This window comes from Empedobacter sp. UBA5924 (assembly GCF_002431085.1).
In the GTDB taxonomy this organism is placed as follows: domain Bacteria; phylum Bacteroidota; class Bacteroidia; order Flavobacteriales; family Weeksellaceae; genus Empedobacter; species Empedobacter falsenii_B.
In genome coordinates this window covers 23,671-40,340 of the sequence record NZ_DJDM01000028.1, presented here as the reverse complement: position 1 = coordinate 40,340, position 16,670 = coordinate 23,671, and the positions used below count along the sequence as shown (strand labels likewise).

Genomic DNA, 16,670 nt, shown 5'->3' with positions numbered 1-16,670 from the left:
CACCCGCTTTCAAATTTAAGAATAATAAGAGGAATTATGACAAAGGCAGAAATAGTAAATAACATTTCAGGTAAATTAGGACTTGAAAAGAGCGATACTCAAAGGGTGGTAGAATCGTTTATGGAGGAGGTGATTAAATCATTAGTAGAAGGAGAAAATGTATACTTAAGAGGATTTGGTTCTTTTACTATTAAAACTAGAGCTGAAAAAACAGGTAGAAACATTACAAAAGGTACTTCTATCATTATCCCAGCACACAACGTTCCTACATTTAAACCAGCTAAAACTTTCATCGAAGATGTAAAGACTAGCGAAGCAAACGTAATCAAATAACAATAAAATAATTGTATCATGCCAAGCGGAAAAAAACGTAAAAGACATAAGGTAGCGACGCACAAACGCAAAAAACGTCGTCGTCTTAACAGACACAAAAAGAAAAAATAATTAGTAGCTAAGCTATTAATAATTTAGTCTTTTTACAAGATAGCACTTTTCAATGGAAATTTTGGAAAGTGCTTTTATCATTTTTAAAAACATAATTTTTTGATGAGTAAAGAATTAGTAATTTCAGCCTTAGCTGATCAAGTACGCATCGCAGTTTTAGATGAAGGCCGATTGATGGAATTTCATCAAGATACTGCAAATGATGGGTTTGCAGTTGGCGATATTTACTTGGGAAAAATCAAAAAATTAGCTCCTAGTTTAAATGCAACCTTTGTTGACATTGGTTATTCGAAAGATGCATTTTTACATTATCATGACTTAGGTCCACAAATACGTTCTTCTAACTCTTACAATAAAATTGTAGCGAACGGAACGTACAAAACCGAAAAATTGAAAAACTTCCGTATGGAAGCACCAATTGATAAAGATGGTCAGATTACTGATATTTTTGCACCTGGTGATTCTGTGTTGGTTCAGATAACAAAAGAGCCAATCCATACGAAAGGACCAAGAATTACATCCGAAATTTCAATTGCAGGTCGTTATTTAGTTTTAGTTCCGTTTTCGGAGCGAGTTTCGATTTCTCAAAAAATCAAACAAAAACCAGAACGCGATCGTTTAATTAAAATTTTAGATGGATTAACACCAGAAGGCTTTGGTGTAATCATCAGAACTGTAGCAGAAGACAAAAATGCTGAAGAATTACAAGCAGATTTAGCTTATTTATTGAATAAATGGACGCAAATCTTCAAGAATCTTCAGAAAAAGAAAGCCCCAGCTAAAATACTTAGCGAGATGGACAGAGCTTCTTCTATTTTGAGAGATAATTTTAACAATGATTTTGTTAAAATCTCTGTTGATGATGACCAATTAGCAGATGAAATGCGTGAGTATTTGGAAGTTATTGCACCAGATAAAATTAATTTGGTAAAAGAATATGACGATCCATTTGTTCCGATTTTTGAAAAGTTTAATGTCGAAAGACAAATAAAACAAGCTTTTGGTAAAACGGTAACTATTCCACAATCTAAAGGCGCTTACCTTGTGATTGAACATACAGAAGCGTTACATGTAATTGATGTGAATTCGGGGAATATTTCGCGAAATTCTAAAAATCAAGAAGATTCAGCTTTTGCGGTTAACAAAATTGCTGCTTCTGAGATTGCACGTCAGTTGCGTTTACGTGATATGGGAGGAATTGTTGTGGTCGATTTTATTGACATGACAGATGCAGAACATAAAAAAGAATTGTTTGAGCATTTGCGAGCTGAAATGGCGAAAGATAAAGCAAAACATAAGATTTTGCCACCAAGTAAATTTGGATTGATTCAGATAACAAGACAACGTGTTCGCCCAGAAGTGAACTTTATAACAACTGAAGAAAATCCGAACCAAGAATCGAATGAAGTTGAAGCACCTATCGTTACAATTGATAAAATTGAACAAGTGCTCTTGAATATCCTTGATAGAAAAGATAAGGATTTACGAAAAATGTCGTTGCACGTGCATCCTTTCGTAGCTGCTTATTTACAACATGGATTGCCAAGCATTCAGATGAAATGGTTTTTTAAGCATAAAAAGTGGATTAAGATTGTACCAAGAGATGCGTACAAATACTTACAATTTAATTTCTTGGACAAAGATCATAATACACTTTACAACGAATCAAATTAAGAAAAACCTCGCAATTGCGAGGTTTTTTGTTTTATATTCGTTACACAACAAAATACTATGAAAAAAATATTCCGAATTCTTCTCAAAACTTTAGAAGCTTTAGTTTTACTAATTGTGGTGTATTTACTTGCAGTAGTTTTGCTGCCATTAATTCCAGTAAACAAACAAAAAGAGAAGTCTAATGATCAAATCACAGCGTATATTTTGACAAATGGCGTACATACGGATATTGTGGTTCCAGTAAAATCTGAAACGATTGATTGGTCTACTTTTGTGCCTTTTTCGCATACAAAATCGAAAAAAGAATACAAATATATTGCCTTTGGTTGGGGAGATAAAGGCTTTTATTTGGATACACCAGAATGGAAAGATCTTAAATTTTCTACAGCTTTCAACGCTGCATTTTGGTTAGGAGATTCGGCGATGCATACTACTTTTTATGATAATATGACGATAGATGACGATTGTAAAAGAGTTGATTTGAGTGTAGAAGAGTATCAAAAATTAATTGTTTACATCAAGCAATCATTTGATTTGGATCAAAATAACAAAGTCGAATTAATAAAAACAGATGCTGTTTATGGAGATAGTGATTCGTTTTACGAAGCAAAAAGAAGTTATAGCTTATTTTTTACGTGTAATACGTGGGCTGCAAGCGCGTTAAAAGCAGCAAATAAAGAAGGATCATTGTGGACGGCAACACAACAAGGAATTTTTCGTCATTATGAATAAATTTTTTTAAATTATTTCTAATTCATTTTCAAAGAGTTGCCTATTAATGCGACTTGTAGAACGAAAAAAAATACTTTTAAGATTTGGAAGTAATAAAATTTGCTCTATATTTGCAACACAATATCGATAACGATACTCCTCCTTAGCTCAGTTGGTTAGAGCATCTGACTGTTAATCAGAGGGTCCTTGGTTCGAGCCCAAGAGGAGGAGCAAAAAAGACAATCAATTTGATTGTCTTTTTTTATTTCACAAATATTTAACATTTCCTCACACAACCATTCACCTAACTTTTGCATCTTACTAATAGAAAAACAAATAAAATCAGATTAGTATGAAATTTAGAAAAGTATTTAGCGTTTTAGCATTATTAATGGTTATGGTAACATTCGCACAAAAAAATATGAAAATAGATTATTCAATGTATCCAAAAGCAAAAGATGGATATGAACAGAAAATTATCACTTTAAAACCACAAGCCAATGAAGAAAACTATTTAGTTGAAATATTTGCTGGGAAAAAAACAAAGGTTGATTCTTGTAATCAATTTTTCTTAAGTGGAAATTTTGATCAAAAAACTGTTGATGGTTGGGGTTATGATTATTTTAATTTCGAAACTGATGGAAATATAGCAGGAACTTTAATGGGATGTTTTGACAATAAATCTGTCGAAAAAATTGTACATGCTCAATCTTTGCAGACGCGTTACAATAGCAAATTACCAATCGTAGTTTACGTACCAAAAGGCTATACTTTAGAATATAGAATTTGGAAAGCAGATGAAAAACTTAACATAGTTAAGTAATATTTATAGTTGTTAATTGAAAAAGCTCGAGAAATTCTCGAGCTTTTATATTTTAATGAAATACCAATTGCGTAATCGTGTAAATAACCAAACCAACAAGTCCACCAACCAGCGTCCCGTTAATCCGAATAAATTGCAAATCTTTTCCAACTTCCAATTCTAGCTTTTCGCTCAATTCTTTTCCTTCCCATTTATCAACCGTATTACTAATCAAGCTTTCCATTTCTTTGACATTTCGTAAAATCATACGGTAAATAAAATGACGCACCCAACCATTAATTTTATCAATCATTTCTTGGTTATCGTTCAAATTTTCGGTTAACTTTTTAATGTTTTTCTTAATGTAAACTTGCATTGCAGAATTTTCATCATCAAAACTTTCGGTCAGATTTTGTTTAATCGCCAACCACAAATCCAAAGCATAATCATTCAATCGTTCTTTTGTGATAAAATCATCTCGAAGCGATTCTAACCTAAATTTCCAATCGGGAGATTCTTTTATATTCTGAATATTTTCTCGGATAATTCGTTCGATATTATGACGAACTGGATGTTCTTTATCTTCTTCAACCTCATCCAAAAAACTCACCACGCCTTCTACTACTCCTTTCGATATTTTTTTACCAGCAAAAAATGAAATCACAGGATGTTTTTCGTTTAATTTATCTTTAATAATCAAATCACTTTCTAAGATATATTCTTTCGCTTTTGGAATAATTGCTTCTAAAATTTCGTTGTGTTTTTCCTTTTCTAAAATATACTCTAAACTTGATGATACTAATTCAGGTAAATCAAACTGTTTTAAAATTTCATCACCTTTCAAGGTTATAAAATCAACGACATCTTTATCATCTAAGTCTTTGACAATTTTCTTGGAGAAATTAATCAACTCTTCTTGCAACATTTCTTGATTAGCAGGTTTATTCAACCAATCTGCTGCATATTTTACAACTTCTAATTTCTCGATATATGGACGAATTGTAGATGGCGTCAAAAAATTCTCAGTTACAAACTGTCCTAAATTATCTCCGATTGCATTTTTACTATTTTCGATCAGATTTGTATGCGGAATTTTAAGTCCAAGCGGATATTTGAACAAAGCTGTAACCGCAAACCAATCGGCAAGCGCACCAACCATCGCTGCTTCGGCAAATGCTTCCACATATCCGATCCATTTCACAGGTGAATGTTGACTTAGATAAACCATCAAAAAGTAAATAAAAGCCATCAAAATGAATAATCCTGTCGCAATAGCTTTATGTTTTTTGAGGTTTTGTATTTTCTGAAGTTCCGTCATAAAAGTGTTTTGAAAATTTGTTGCAAAAATTTAGCCAATCAAAAAAGCGGAGAATTCTCCGCTCAAATTTTTGTGTTTTTGATTTATTTACTTTCCTGAAAAACCAATAATGCAACATTTGCACTCGATAATAATCGTTGGCTATGATTGATTGTAAATAATCTTTCGAAAGACGATAATTCACGGTGAACAACACCTAAAACATCGATGTTGTTTTTTGTACAATAATTGATTAAACCATCTTCTACATCTTTACTCGGTTCAATTGTAATCATCGCTTCAGGATATTCTTCTTCCCATTCTTTTTTCACGCTTAACATTTGTGGAGTAATCGATTTATCATCAACATGTACAATGTTCAACAATTTATCGTAACGTTTTGTCACTTCTTCCATTTGCGATAAAGCTTTTGCTTCTTTTTGATTGAACAATGTAGCGTAAGCAAAATTTCTTTCTTCTTTAAATTTTACATTATTTGGAACAACCAACACAGGTGCAGGCGAATTGTTAATGACATTTACCGTGTTAGAACCAAAAAACTTTTTGCCTAAACTATTTTGTCCATTCGTTCCCATCACCACGTATTGTATATCTTCTTTGTTGATAATATCCAAAATCATCAACAACAAATCGCCAACAACCAAAGAACTCTCTATTTTAACGTGTTCAAGATTATTTTCTTTTGCAATATTCTTAAGTTTATTGATATAATTTTCGAAATTTTCTTCTGTAACTTCAAGATAATTTTTAAGATTTGATTGTACCGAGACTAACTTAATATTAGTTTTGAGAACTTTTGCAAGGTTTAACGCATACAAAAAAGCATTGTTCGCTGTTTCCGAAAAATCGGTTGGAAATAATATTTTAGCCATAATAATTAAATTCTAGAATAGATTGTTCTATAAATTTACAACTAAAATTTAGGTAAAGCCACAAAAAAAGTCTTGATTTCTCAAGACTTATCTATTTTTTAACCGTTTTTAATAACCAAAACGACGCAAATCATTCTCTTTGCTTCTCCAGTCTTTTCGCACTTTCACGAAAAGTTTCAAGAATACTTTTTTATCAAAGAATTTCTCTAACTCTTCTCTTGCTTCTTTTCCTACTTTCGATAAAGACTCTCCTTTATGTCCAATAATAATTCCTTTCTGAGAGTCACGCTCAACAAAAATTTCAGCTTCGATAGAAATTAAATTCAAATCTTCTTTGAAACGTTCTGTAACTACCTCAACAGAATATGGAATCTCTTTTTGATAGTTTAATAAAATCTTTTCGCGAATTACTTCATTTACAATAAAACGCTCCGAACGGTCTGTTAATTGATCTTCTGGATAATATTGCGGACCTTCTGGAATAATTGCTTTGATCTTATTAATCAACAAATCTACATTCACGTTTTCTTTTGCCGAAATAGGTAAAATCTCTGCTTTTGGTAATAATTCGTGCCAATATTCTACTGCTTCATTTAATCGATCTGGCGTAGCTGTATCAATTTTATTCAATAATAAAATAATTGGTGTAGATGTTTTTTGCAGACGTTCGAAAACTTGTTCATTTTTCAATCGTTTTTCTCCAATTTCTACAACATAAAGAATCACATCAGCATCCACCAACGATTCATTTACTGCATCCATCATTTTTGTTTGCAGTTCATAAGCAGGATCCAAAACACCAGGCGTATCCGAAAATACAATCTGATAATCTTCTCCCGTTAAAATACCTTTGATACGATGACGTGTAGTTTGCGCTTTGTGTGTTGCGATAACCAAACGCTCTTTCATCAACATATTCATCAAAGTAGATTTTCCAACATTTGGATTTCCTATGATATTTACAAAACCGGATTTAAATTTCTTTTCGTCTGACATTCTACAAATTTAGTGATTTTTATAATATTATTTCAGATTAATATGTTGAAGAAAAGATTAATATTCTAATGAAATTTTAATTTCATAAAATTGATTTTGGTCTGTATTTTGAATAATTCTAATTAAGTTCAAAAAAATATGACGAAAGTTATGGTTTATTGAAAAATATGATTAATTTCATACATGTGTTATGGAAGATTAAATTAACCAAAATTTAAAAAAATGATGAAAGCAGAACTTATCGAAAAAGAAGAAGTAAGAAACTATAAATTTTTAGACGCGCCAAAAGACGAAGTAACGGTAGAGGCAAACAAATTGAATGGCGCAGTAAGATTAGGAAACGAATTCAAATCGAAAGCATATATTACATTTCAAACAGATCAAGGTCCTAAAAAAATTGAGACAACTGTTTGGTCTGTTACGGATAAATTTCTACAAATTAAGAATGGAGTTTTGATTCCGTTAAAATCTTTAATTGATATTCAATACTAAAAATTGTTTATTGCTTAAATTAAAAAAGGGATACGACGATGTCGTATCCCTTTTTTAATTAATTATTTTTATTGGATTCTTTCAGCAATCTAATTAACTCTGCACGTATAGCAGCTTTATCATTACTTTTCGGAAAATCTCCGATAAAAAATGTTTGTTGCGGAACTTCATAAGGTTCTAATTCACTTTTTGGAATATCAACATGTTCTGCAAATCGACTTTCTATTACCAAAGAAATTACATCTTCTGTAGATCCTTTTTTCGGAAAAGCAATCACAATAAAGTTATAATCGATATATGGTTTTAATTTTTCTTCAATCAATTCTAAATTCACCACATCTTTCCTATTCAACTTACATTCATTTCCAGAAATCCATCTAAACTTTTTCTGATCATCCGAAACAACAGCCTGTCTATATAAATTTAGTGATTCTTTTTCGTAAGGCGAATTCAAGACTAAATTACCTTTTTCATCTTCCGAAAGTTCTATTTTATCTAAAACTGTATAATCTGTTTCATCTATTTTTTTTACTGCAATTGGAAATCCATTCGCGGTAAAAACTTGATAAAAACTGGTTTTCGTTTGATCATTCAATTTACTTTTCAAATCATTTGACAAATCATCACTTTCGATTGCAATTTTTTCGATTCTAGCCAAATCTTCAAAAGAATTTTCAATCTGTTTCTTTGTCAAATAAGCATAATTTAATGCGTATCCTATTTCGTCTTGACTTTCGTCTGTTAATGGAATCTTCACTTTATCCGAATCTTCATGACAATACAAATCAAAACCTCCTTCTATGGCTTGAACCAATGAAATTTCTCCTTCATTTTCTAAAACCGATGAACTTAAAAGTGTAGAATCTCCTTTTTTCAATCCTAAAAAATTGTTTAACGAATGAAACGTTTCATTCACAAATCGAGGATCAAAATTCGATACATAAACATTATCTTCTCTCGAATAATGAAAATTAACTTTTTCTTCTTTTGAATCGATCTTTTTCATCAAATCAAAAATATCATTTTGCCATTGAAAGGTATTTTTATCCTGAAATTCACTTAAAATCTCTGGAATGTTTTTATTGTTAAAATCTAACTTCATAATAATTACTTTTGTGTGTTTTTAATTTACTGATAATCAAACTAAATCAATAATTTTACCAAAAAACTCGATTAAAATGTTTTTTCAACTTTTTGTCAACAAAAGTTGAAAAAAGCAGTTTCAAAAATTGGTGATTTTATAAAATTTAATAGATAATTATTTATCTTAGCAAGATGAATCACAAAACAGATTTTTCGAATTTAAGATTTAAACGAAATCTAAATTCTAATCCATCACATATAGAGTCATTTGAATTAGATAGTTTACAAGTCAAAAGTGATTACAATTACGATGATGTAAAAAATCTGAAACAGATTAACTTTTTACCCGGAGTTGCCCCATATTTACGCGGTCCTTATACGACAATGTATGTTCGTCAACCTTGGACAATTCGCCAATATGCAGGTTTTTCTACTGCAGAAGAATCGAATGCTTTTTATAAAAGAAATTTAGCTGCTGGTCAGAAAGGGCTTTCTGTTGCCTTTGATTTGGCTACTCACCGCGGTTACGACTCAGATCATGAACGTGTTGTAGGAGATGTAGGTAAAGCTGGCGTTGCGATAGATTCTGTAGAAGATATGAAGATTTTGTTCAATGAAATTCCATTGGATAAAATTTCGGTTTCGATGACAATGAACGGAGCTGTTCTTCCTATTTTAGCTTTTTACATTGTAGCTGCAGAAGAACAAGGTGTTTCGCAAGATCAACTTTCTGGTACAATTCAGAATGATATTTTGAAAGAGTTTATGGTGCGTAATACATACATTTATCCGCCAACTCCTTCAATGAAAATTATTGCAGATATTTTCGAATATACTTCTCAAAAAATTCCTCGCTTCAATTCGATTTCTATTTCGGGTTATCACATGCAAGAAGCTGGAGCTACGCCTGTTTTGGAAATGGCTTATACTCTTGCAGATGGTTACGAATATGTAAAAACTGGTTTGGAAGCAGGATTGAAAGTTGATGATTTTGCTCCTCGTTTATCATTTTTCTGGGCGATTGGAATGAATTTCCCTCAAGAAATTGCAAAAATGAGAGCTGCTCGTATGTTATGGGCAAAATTGATGCAAGAATTTGAGCCTCAAAATAAAAAATCATTAATGTTGAGAACGCACTGTCAGACTTCTGGTTGGAGTTTAACAGAGCAAGAACCTTATAACAATATTGGTCGTACAGCGATAGAAGCGTTAGCTGCTGCTTTAGGAGGAACGCAGTCTTTGCATACCAATGCGTTGGACGAAGCAATTGCTTTGCCAACAGATTTCTCGGCTCGTATTGCGCGTAATACACAAATCATTTTACAAGAAGAAACTCAAATTTGTAGAACGGCTGATCCTTTTGGAGGAAGTTTTATGATTGAATCTTTGACAAATGAAATGGCAAATCAAGCGTGGGAATATATACAAGAAGTTCGCGAATTAGGTGGAATGACACAAGCAATTGAAGCTGGAATTCCAAAAATGCGTATTGAAGAAGCTGCTGCAAAAAAACAAGCCAAAATTGACTCTGGTGAAGTCGCAATTGTTGGTGTAAATGCTTATCGCTCGAAATTAGAACAACAAGAGTTCGAAATTTTAGAAGTTGACAACACTGCTGTTCGTCAAAAACAAATTGATCGATTAAATCAAATTAAAGCGGAGCGTAACAGCGAAGCTGTAAAAGATATTTTAGCACAATTAACAAAAGCTGCTGAAACAGGCGAAGGAAATTTATTAGAATTATCTATCGAAGCGGCTCGTCGTCGTGTTACTTTAGGTGAAATTTCTGATGCATTAGAAGCTGTTTTTGGTCGTCATAAAGCAATTACAAGAGGAATTCAAGGAGTTTATGCTATGGAAGCAGGTAAAATGAATAAATTTGAGGAAGCTCGTAATTTAGCTGACGAGTTTGCCGAAGAAGATGGACGCCGTCCTCGTATTATGGTAGCTAAAATGGGACAAGATGGTCACGATCGTGGTGCGAAAGTCGTTGCAACCTCTTTTGCGGATATGGGATTTGATGTGGATATTTCTCCATTGTTCCAGACGCCAGCAGAAGTTGCGAAACAAGCTGTAGAGAATGATGTTCATATTTTAGGAATTTCTTCTTTGGCTGCAGGACACAAAACGTTGGTTCCGGAAGTTGTAAAACAATTGAAAGAATTAGGTAGAGACGATGTTTATATCGTAGTCGGAGGTGTTATTCCGCGTCAAGATTATGATTATCTTTATCAAAATGGTGCAGATGCAATCTTTGGTCCAGGGACAAACTTGGCGGAATGTGCCTGCGAAATTTTAGAGAATTTATTGAAATCTTATAAATAAATCTATTTTAGTATGAGTATTCCTGTCTATTGACAGGAATATTTTTATATTTATACCACACAAACCTTAAAGCGAAATGAATAAAACTCTTCGAAATATTATCTTAATCATCTGTACAATTTTTATTATATGGTTTATTGGATACTTTCTGATTGGAGATTTTATCAGTTTAGAATTCGCGAATCATGATTTTGCGAAACTATTTCCAAAGCTTTTAACATTTGCTGCGGCAGTTAGTATTTATGTACTTTTTCTACTTTCTATCAAAAAGAAAGACGGATGGAGTTTTATGAATGTGATGAAATTTATCTTTGGAATTATCTTCGGATTTCTTCCACTTCTAACCTTCGAATATTATAGTATTGGAAGTTGTACAAATTGGAAAATTGATAAAAAAATTCAAAAAACGCTTTATAAATCCAATTCTTCTGATTCAGAAAAAATTGTTTTAATCGAAACATTTTGTCCTGAATCTAACCTAAAAACAACTCAGGTAAAGCGAATTGTAGAAATTACACCTCTTTTTATCACAACTTCTGAAATTGATCTAAATAAAATTTCGGATAAAAGTTGGAAAAAACTTTAATCAAAATTAAACTTTGCTCAAAATTTGATGTCTAACAGATGAAGAAACCAATTCATCTCATGACAAAATATATTCTATCATTTCTTTTTAGTTTGATTACAATTTTTTCTTTTGCACAAGAAAAAGTCACAATTACAGGAAAAGTAACGGATGTGCTTAATTTTCCTTTAACTGATTCTGAAGTTATTTTAGGCAACAAAGTCGATTCTGCACAAATTTCTACTACATCTACAAATGATGATGGTACGTTCAAAATTGAAGTTAATCTACAAGATAAACCTGTTTATTTAATCATTGATGATCCTTTAGAAGGCGTTTTCAAACAAAGTTTCGAATCCATCAAAAACAATATTGATCTTGGAATAATTATCATTAATCCGATGATTTATGATTTAGATGAGGTTGTGGTAACAAATGTGGAACCTATTGTTGTAAAACAAGATACAATCGAGTATAATGCTGATTCTTACAAAGTAAAACCGAATGCAAATTTGGAAGCTTTGTTGAGAGAATTACCAGGTTTTGAGATGGATGACAGCGGAAATATTACGGTAAATGGAAAAGATGTTAATGAGATTTTGATTGATGGTGAACCATTTTTTGGAACGGACGGAAAAGTTGCGTTAGAAAATTTACCTGTAGATATTATCAAAAAAATTCAGGTTTCGGATTATAAAACGAAAAATGAAAAATTCTCTGGGGAACGTTCGAAATCGAATAAGTCTTCGCTAAATATTACCTTGAAAGAAGATAAAAAAAAAGGTTATATGCTCAAAGCCACGGCGGGTTATGGAACGGATAATCATTACGAAGGCAATTTGATGGCGAACTATTTTAAAGATAAAAAGAAAATTAGTTTGATTGGTTCTTCGACAGATATTGCAGCTTCTGGAATGACAAGCGGTGAAGGTTCGCGTGGTCGTGGTGGAATGGGAAGAAGAGGTTCTGATGGTGTAATAACAAATACTTCAATTGGATTGAATTATAACGATCAATTAACTGATAATTTGAAAATTGGAGCTGATTATCGTTTGAATCATTCCTTTACGAAAAACGATCAATATCAACATGTAGAAAACTTTTCTCCAAAAAATATTTATACTTCTGATGCGAATTCTAAAACTAAAAGTGAAACGTATGGTCATAATTTTGGAACAAATTTAGAATGGACGAAAAACAATACAAAAATTTATTTTTATCCATCGTTTAGTAATTCTTCGTCTACAAATTCATCAATTTCGGATAGTAAAACATATTCAGATTTGGGTGATTTGAGAAATCAAATGAATCAAACTTCAAATGGAAAATCAAGCTCGAATACATTTAATACATTATTATCACTTAATCAGAAATTCAAAAATAAATCTTATTTAGACTTTAATTCAAGTATTTCGATTGGTAAAACAGATCGAAATTCGTTCATCAATTCGACAACTTTATATACAAATGATACTATTGCGGATATTTATAGAAACATCAATGAGAAAAATATTTCGAAAAATAATCAATACAATTTTGATGTAAAATATACGTATCCAATTACAGATTCTTTGAAAATCGCCGTTGGTTCTGCTTATAATTTAACCGATTCTGAAACCAATAATAGAACGTGGAATTATAATGATGTAACGGGAGAATATGACAATTTGAACAATGATTTGACGCGTTTTTATTCAACCAAATTGAATGAATTTAATCCGTATGCTCAATTATTATTGAACAAAAATAAAATTTCGGCAACAGTTCGTTTTGGAGCAAACATCTACAATCAACAAAATTTTGGAACGTTTAAAGCAGATGATTACAGCTCAACTCAGAACAAAACTTTACCAGATATTTCGGGAAATATTCGTTATCAAAACGGAAACAACTCACTTTCCTTAATGTATAATTATCAGACAAGTTTGGCTTCGACATCACAAGTTTTACCAATTTTAGACGAAACTGATCCGTTAGATGTTTTCAAAGGTAATCCAGATCTTGATCCCAATAAAGCACATCGAATCAATTTGATGTTTAGCAATTTCGATCGTAAAACTCGTCAAGGATTTAATGCTAACTTAGGTTATACGTACAACGAATCAAATATTGTGAATTACACAGAAATGGATTATTCGATTTATAAACGAACAACAACATATGAAAATGTAAAAGGAAATTATCGTCTGAATGGTAACTTTTTCTTTAATAAACAATATCAAAAAGGGATCAATAAATTTAGAGTAAATGTAGGAATGTCGGCGAGTTATGCTTTAACGCAAGGTTTTAGAGATGCGGTGAAATATGAGCAATACAATACAACTTTATCACCTACATTGAGATTAAACTGGGATTATGGTGATTATTTAACGATTTCACCTTCTTATCGTTTGAACTTCACAAATTCTAAATATGTCAATTACTCAATTGATAATCAAAATAATATTACGCACAATTTCGGAATTAAAACTATTTCTACTTTTCCTAAAAATTTGACTTGGACAAATGATTTCAGTTACAATTATAACTCGAGAATGGCAGCAGGTTTCAAGCGTGATTTCTTTTTGTGGAATACAAGTTTGATGTATCGTTTCTTCGATGATAAATTGGAGGCTGGTGTTAAAGTTTACGATTTATTGAATCAAAATAACAGTTATACGCGTACAATTACAGCGGAATCAACAATCGATCAACGCAATAATATTCTGACTCGTTTTGTGATGTTCTCGTTAACATTCAACTTAAATCAGTTTGGTGGAAAATCTACAAAAGGTGGAGACGGAGACCGACCAAGAGAAGGCGGAATGCGAAGAATGTAAATGCAGTAGTAAAATAACAAAAAAACGGCTCAATTTTGAACCGTTTTTTTTGTTAATTATCTTTATCAACTCCTGTTTTTTTCTTGTATTTTTTGATAATATTCTTCTTCTACTTTATCAAATTCTGATATCGAAATTACTTTTCCTTTCGTGGGTTTTGTTTTGTCATGTTGAATTTATTTCAAAATCGAATATTGTTTATGATGAGAATGTGAAACGAATTCAGATTGATATACGAATAATTTATTCTAAAATATATTTCAATTTATAGCCAAACATTCCACGATCTTTGATCATGTCAGCAACACCTTCTGGACATTCATTTTCCCAATCTTGCTCAGCATTTGCAATTTTTTCTAAAATTCGACGCGAATAAGAATCTAAATAACCTCTGTTGTAATTCAAAATATCTTGAATTCTTCCATTATACAAGAAATATTTGTACAATTCGTGTACGCTATCACTTACTTGTAGATTTTTCGACGTCAACAAAATATCTTTTTCTTTGTCTAAATATGGATACAAATAAACTTTTACATTTTTCTTGAATAATTTTCCGAAAGCTTCCATGATTCCGCCAGGTAAATCGGCATAATATTGCTCATTGAAAATTTCGACCAAATTATTAACACCCATCGCTAAACCAACTTTGGTTTGATTTCGAGTAAATTTCGAGAAATAATCAACTAATTTATAATATTCAGAAAAGTTAGAAATGATAACATTGTAACCTAAACTACCAATAATATCAGCGCGATCTAAAAAATCTCGTTCATTCAATTCGCCTTCAAAACCAGAAGCAATCAAGTTAGAAAGCGTAATCTCAAATAAAATTTCGGTATTATCTGTTCTAACATCATCTTCTTGTTTGAAAATTTCTAAACCACCTTTGAACATATCCATATTTACATTCATAAAAGGACGGAAAGAGCCACGAACAGCGAAGATATTTTTCTTGTATAATAAATCGGCAGGTAAAATATTTTTTCCTTGTGGATTGAAAACCGCAACATCAGTCATTCCATTTTTAACCAATTGAAGCGACATCAAACGATTATCAACATATTTGAATTGTGGTCCACGGAAATTAATCATGTCAATTTCTAATTGATCTTTATCCAACGTATCGTATAAAGATTTTATTAATTTTCGGGGATTATCGTAGTAATAATAAGCGCCATAAATCAAATTAACACCCAAAACACCTAAAGTTTCTTGTTGCAATTGAGCCGTATTTTCTTTGAATTTTACATGAAAAATAATCTCGTTTGCTTTTTCATCTTCTGCATTTAACTTGAAACGTAAACCTATCCAACCTTGACCTTCATTTTTCTTTGAATAATCAATTGTTGTTACCGTATTTGCGTAGGTGAAAAATGCTTTTTCTTTGTAGTGATCGTGGACTAGACGCTCTTTCATCAATTCCATCTCATGATCCAACATTTTTTTAAGGCGAGCTTGTGTCACATAACGACGATTTTCTTCTACACCATATATAGAATCGGACATTTCTTTGTCATAAGCACTCATCGCTTTTGCAACAGTACCCGAAGCAGCACCTGCGCGATAAAAAAAACGAACGGTTTCTTGACCTGCTCCAATTTCTGCAAAAGAACCGTATATTTTCGGATTCAAATTGATCTCTAAAGCTTTTTGTTTAGGAGTAAGAACTTGTTCTAATGCCATATTTTAATTTCAAATAGTTTGTGGTAAATTTACCAAATCATTATGGCTAAATCAAATATAAAAATACATTTTTTAGGAACAGGGACTTCACAAGGAATTCCGATTATTGGTAGCGATCATCCGGTATGTTTGTCAACAAATCAAAAAGATAAACGTTTGCGTTCTTCTTTGTTGTTAGAAAAGGATGGAAAGATTATTACGATAGATAGTGGACCAGATTTTAGACAACAAATGTTACGTTATAATGCGCATAGATTGGACGGAATCCTGTATACACACGAGCATAATGACCATGTTTTAGGATTGGATGATATTCGCCCGTTGGTTTTCAAATCTGGAGAAGATATGAATGTCTATGGTTTGAAACGAGTGTTGGATGAATTACATAATCGATTTCCATATATGTTTGCTGAACATAAATATCCTGGAGTGCCAACGGTGATAGAGAATGTTGTGGAAGATGAAAAATTTTTGGTTGTTGGATTTACGATTGAACCAATAAAAGTTTTGCATGGACCTTTGCCTATTTTGGGTTATTTGATTGATGATAAAATTGCTTATTTGACAGATGTAAAAACAATTCCGACAGAATCGCTTGAGAAATTACGTGGAGTAGAAGTTTTAATCATTAGTGCGCTACGAGTAGAACAAGAACATTTTTCGCATATATTATTAGATGAAGCCATACGATACTCGGATTTGATAGGTGCAAAGCAGACATATTTTACACATATTTCGCATCATTTGGGATTTCATGATGAAGTAGAGGAAAAATTACCAGAAGGTAAACATTTGGCTTACGATACGTTAGAAATAATTCTGTAAAAAGTTTAAAAAATAGTTGGAAAAATAAATAAACTAACATTATATTTGCAGTCCATAA

General features: G+C 31.8%; 14 protein-coding genes and 1 tRNA gene. 10 read left to right on the top strand and 5 right to left on the bottom strand.

Annotated features, from left to right (window positions below):
• Positions 1 to 36 precede the first annotated feature (36 nt).
• From B3792_RS07595 to B3792_RS07575, 5 genes are all read left to right on the top strand, one after another.
• Positions 37 to 333, top strand: coding sequence for an HU family DNA-binding protein (locus B3792_RS07595; RefSeq protein ID WP_019975652.1), 297 nt, complete (start codon positions 37 to 39; stop codon positions 331 to 333).
• 213 nt (positions 334 to 546) lie between these two features.
• Positions 547 to 2,118: an Rne/Rng family ribonuclease gene (locus tag B3792_RS07590; RefSeq protein WP_221854427.1), complete on the top strand. Its 1,572-nt coding sequence runs from the start codon at positions 547 to 549 to the stop codon at positions 2,116 to 2,118.
• Between the two features lie 57 nt (positions 2,119 to 2,175).
• Positions 2,176 to 2,850, top strand: coding sequence for a TIGR02117 family protein (locus B3792_RS07585; RefSeq protein WP_286496157.1), 675 nt, complete (start codon positions 2,176 to 2,178; stop codon positions 2,848 to 2,850).
• Positions 2,851 to 2,986: 136 nt separating this feature from the next.
• Positions 2,987 to 3,060: transfer RNA gene (locus B3792_RS07580), tRNA-Asn, on the top strand.
• 121 nt (positions 3,061 to 3,181) lie between these two features.
• The gene (locus B3792_RS07575; protein WP_280045405.1) at positions 3,182 to 3,652 is read left to right on the top strand and encodes an ecotin family protein; all 471 of its coding nucleotides are present in this window, start codon (positions 3,182 to 3,184) and stop codon (positions 3,650 to 3,652) included.
• Between the two features lie 52 nt (positions 3,653 to 3,704).
• Here the strand turns inward: B3792_RS07575 and B3792_RS07570 are convergent, their stop codons facing one another.
• The 3 genes from B3792_RS07570 to era form a co-directional block, all read right to left on the bottom strand.
• Positions 3,705 to 4,949 carry a DUF445 domain-containing protein gene (locus B3792_RS07570; protein WP_286496155.1) on the bottom strand — a complete coding sequence of 415 codons (1,245 nt, stop codon included), beginning with the start codon at positions 4,947 to 4,949 and terminating at the stop codon, positions 3,705 to 3,707.
• Between the two features lie 83 nt (positions 4,950 to 5,032).
• Positions 5,033 to 5,821 carry a universal stress protein gene (locus tag B3792_RS07565; protein WP_125350660.1) on the bottom strand — a complete coding sequence of 263 codons (789 nt, stop codon included), beginning with the start codon at positions 5,819 to 5,821 and terminating at the stop codon, positions 5,033 to 5,035.
• Between the two features lie 108 nt (positions 5,822 to 5,929).
• Positions 5,930 to 6,817: a GTPase Era gene (gene era / locus B3792_RS07560; RefSeq protein WP_038334822.1), complete on the bottom strand. Its 888-nt coding sequence runs from the start codon at positions 6,815 to 6,817 to the stop codon at positions 5,930 to 5,932.
• Positions 6,818 to 7,039: 222 nt separating this feature from the next.
• Here era and B3792_RS07555 point away from each other — a divergent pair, with 222 nt between their 5' ends.
• Complete coding sequence (locus B3792_RS07555) at positions 7,040 to 7,309, top strand: hypothetical protein (protein WP_038334819.1); 270 nt, start codon at positions 7,040 to 7,042, stop codon at positions 7,307 to 7,309.
• Positions 7,310 to 7,367: 58 nt separating this feature from the next.
• Here B3792_RS07555 and B3792_RS07550 read toward each other — a convergent pair whose 3' ends face one another.
• Positions 7,368 to 8,411, bottom strand: coding sequence for a hypothetical protein (locus B3792_RS07550; protein WP_219034248.1), 1,044 nt, complete (start codon positions 8,409 to 8,411; stop codon positions 7,368 to 7,370).
• 173 nt (positions 8,412 to 8,584) lie between these two features.
• On the opposite strand from B3792_RS07550, the gene scpA reads away from it, so the two are divergent.
• The 3 genes from scpA to B3792_RS07535 all read left to right on the top strand — a co-directional run bounded on the left by scpA (position 8,585) and on the right by B3792_RS07535 (position 14,101).
• Entirely contained in the window at positions 8,585 to 10,717 is a 2,133-nt protein-coding gene (gene scpA, locus B3792_RS07545) for a methylmalonyl-CoA mutase (RefSeq protein WP_125350662.1), read from the top strand.
• A gap of 76 nt (positions 10,718 to 10,793) precedes the next feature.
• On the top strand, positions 10,794 to 11,303 hold the full coding sequence (locus B3792_RS07540) for a hypothetical protein (RefSeq protein WP_038334805.1): 510 nt from the start codon (positions 10,794 to 10,796) through the stop codon (positions 11,301 to 11,303).
• 38 nt (positions 11,304 to 11,341) lie between these two features.
• Positions 11,342 to 14,101 (top strand): outer membrane beta-barrel protein, encoded by a 2,760-nt coding sequence (locus tag B3792_RS07535; protein ID WP_291069286.1) that lies wholly within the window; start codon positions 11,342 to 11,344, stop codon positions 14,099 to 14,101.
• 243 nt (positions 14,102 to 14,344) lie between these two features.
• Here B3792_RS07535 and B3792_RS07530 read toward each other — a convergent pair whose 3' ends face one another.
• Entirely contained in the window at positions 14,345 to 15,787 is a 1,443-nt protein-coding gene (locus B3792_RS07530; protein WP_219034246.1) for a TonB-dependent receptor, read from the bottom strand.
• Between the two features lie 42 nt (positions 15,788 to 15,829).
• Here B3792_RS07530 and B3792_RS07525 point away from each other — a divergent pair, with 42 nt between their 5' ends.
• Positions 15,830 to 16,612, top strand: a complete 783-nt coding sequence (locus B3792_RS07525; protein WP_291046347.1) for an MBL fold metallo-hydrolase — start codon at positions 15,830 to 15,832, stop codon at positions 16,610 to 16,612.
• The last annotated feature ends 58 nt before the right edge of the window (positions 16,613 to 16,670 follow it).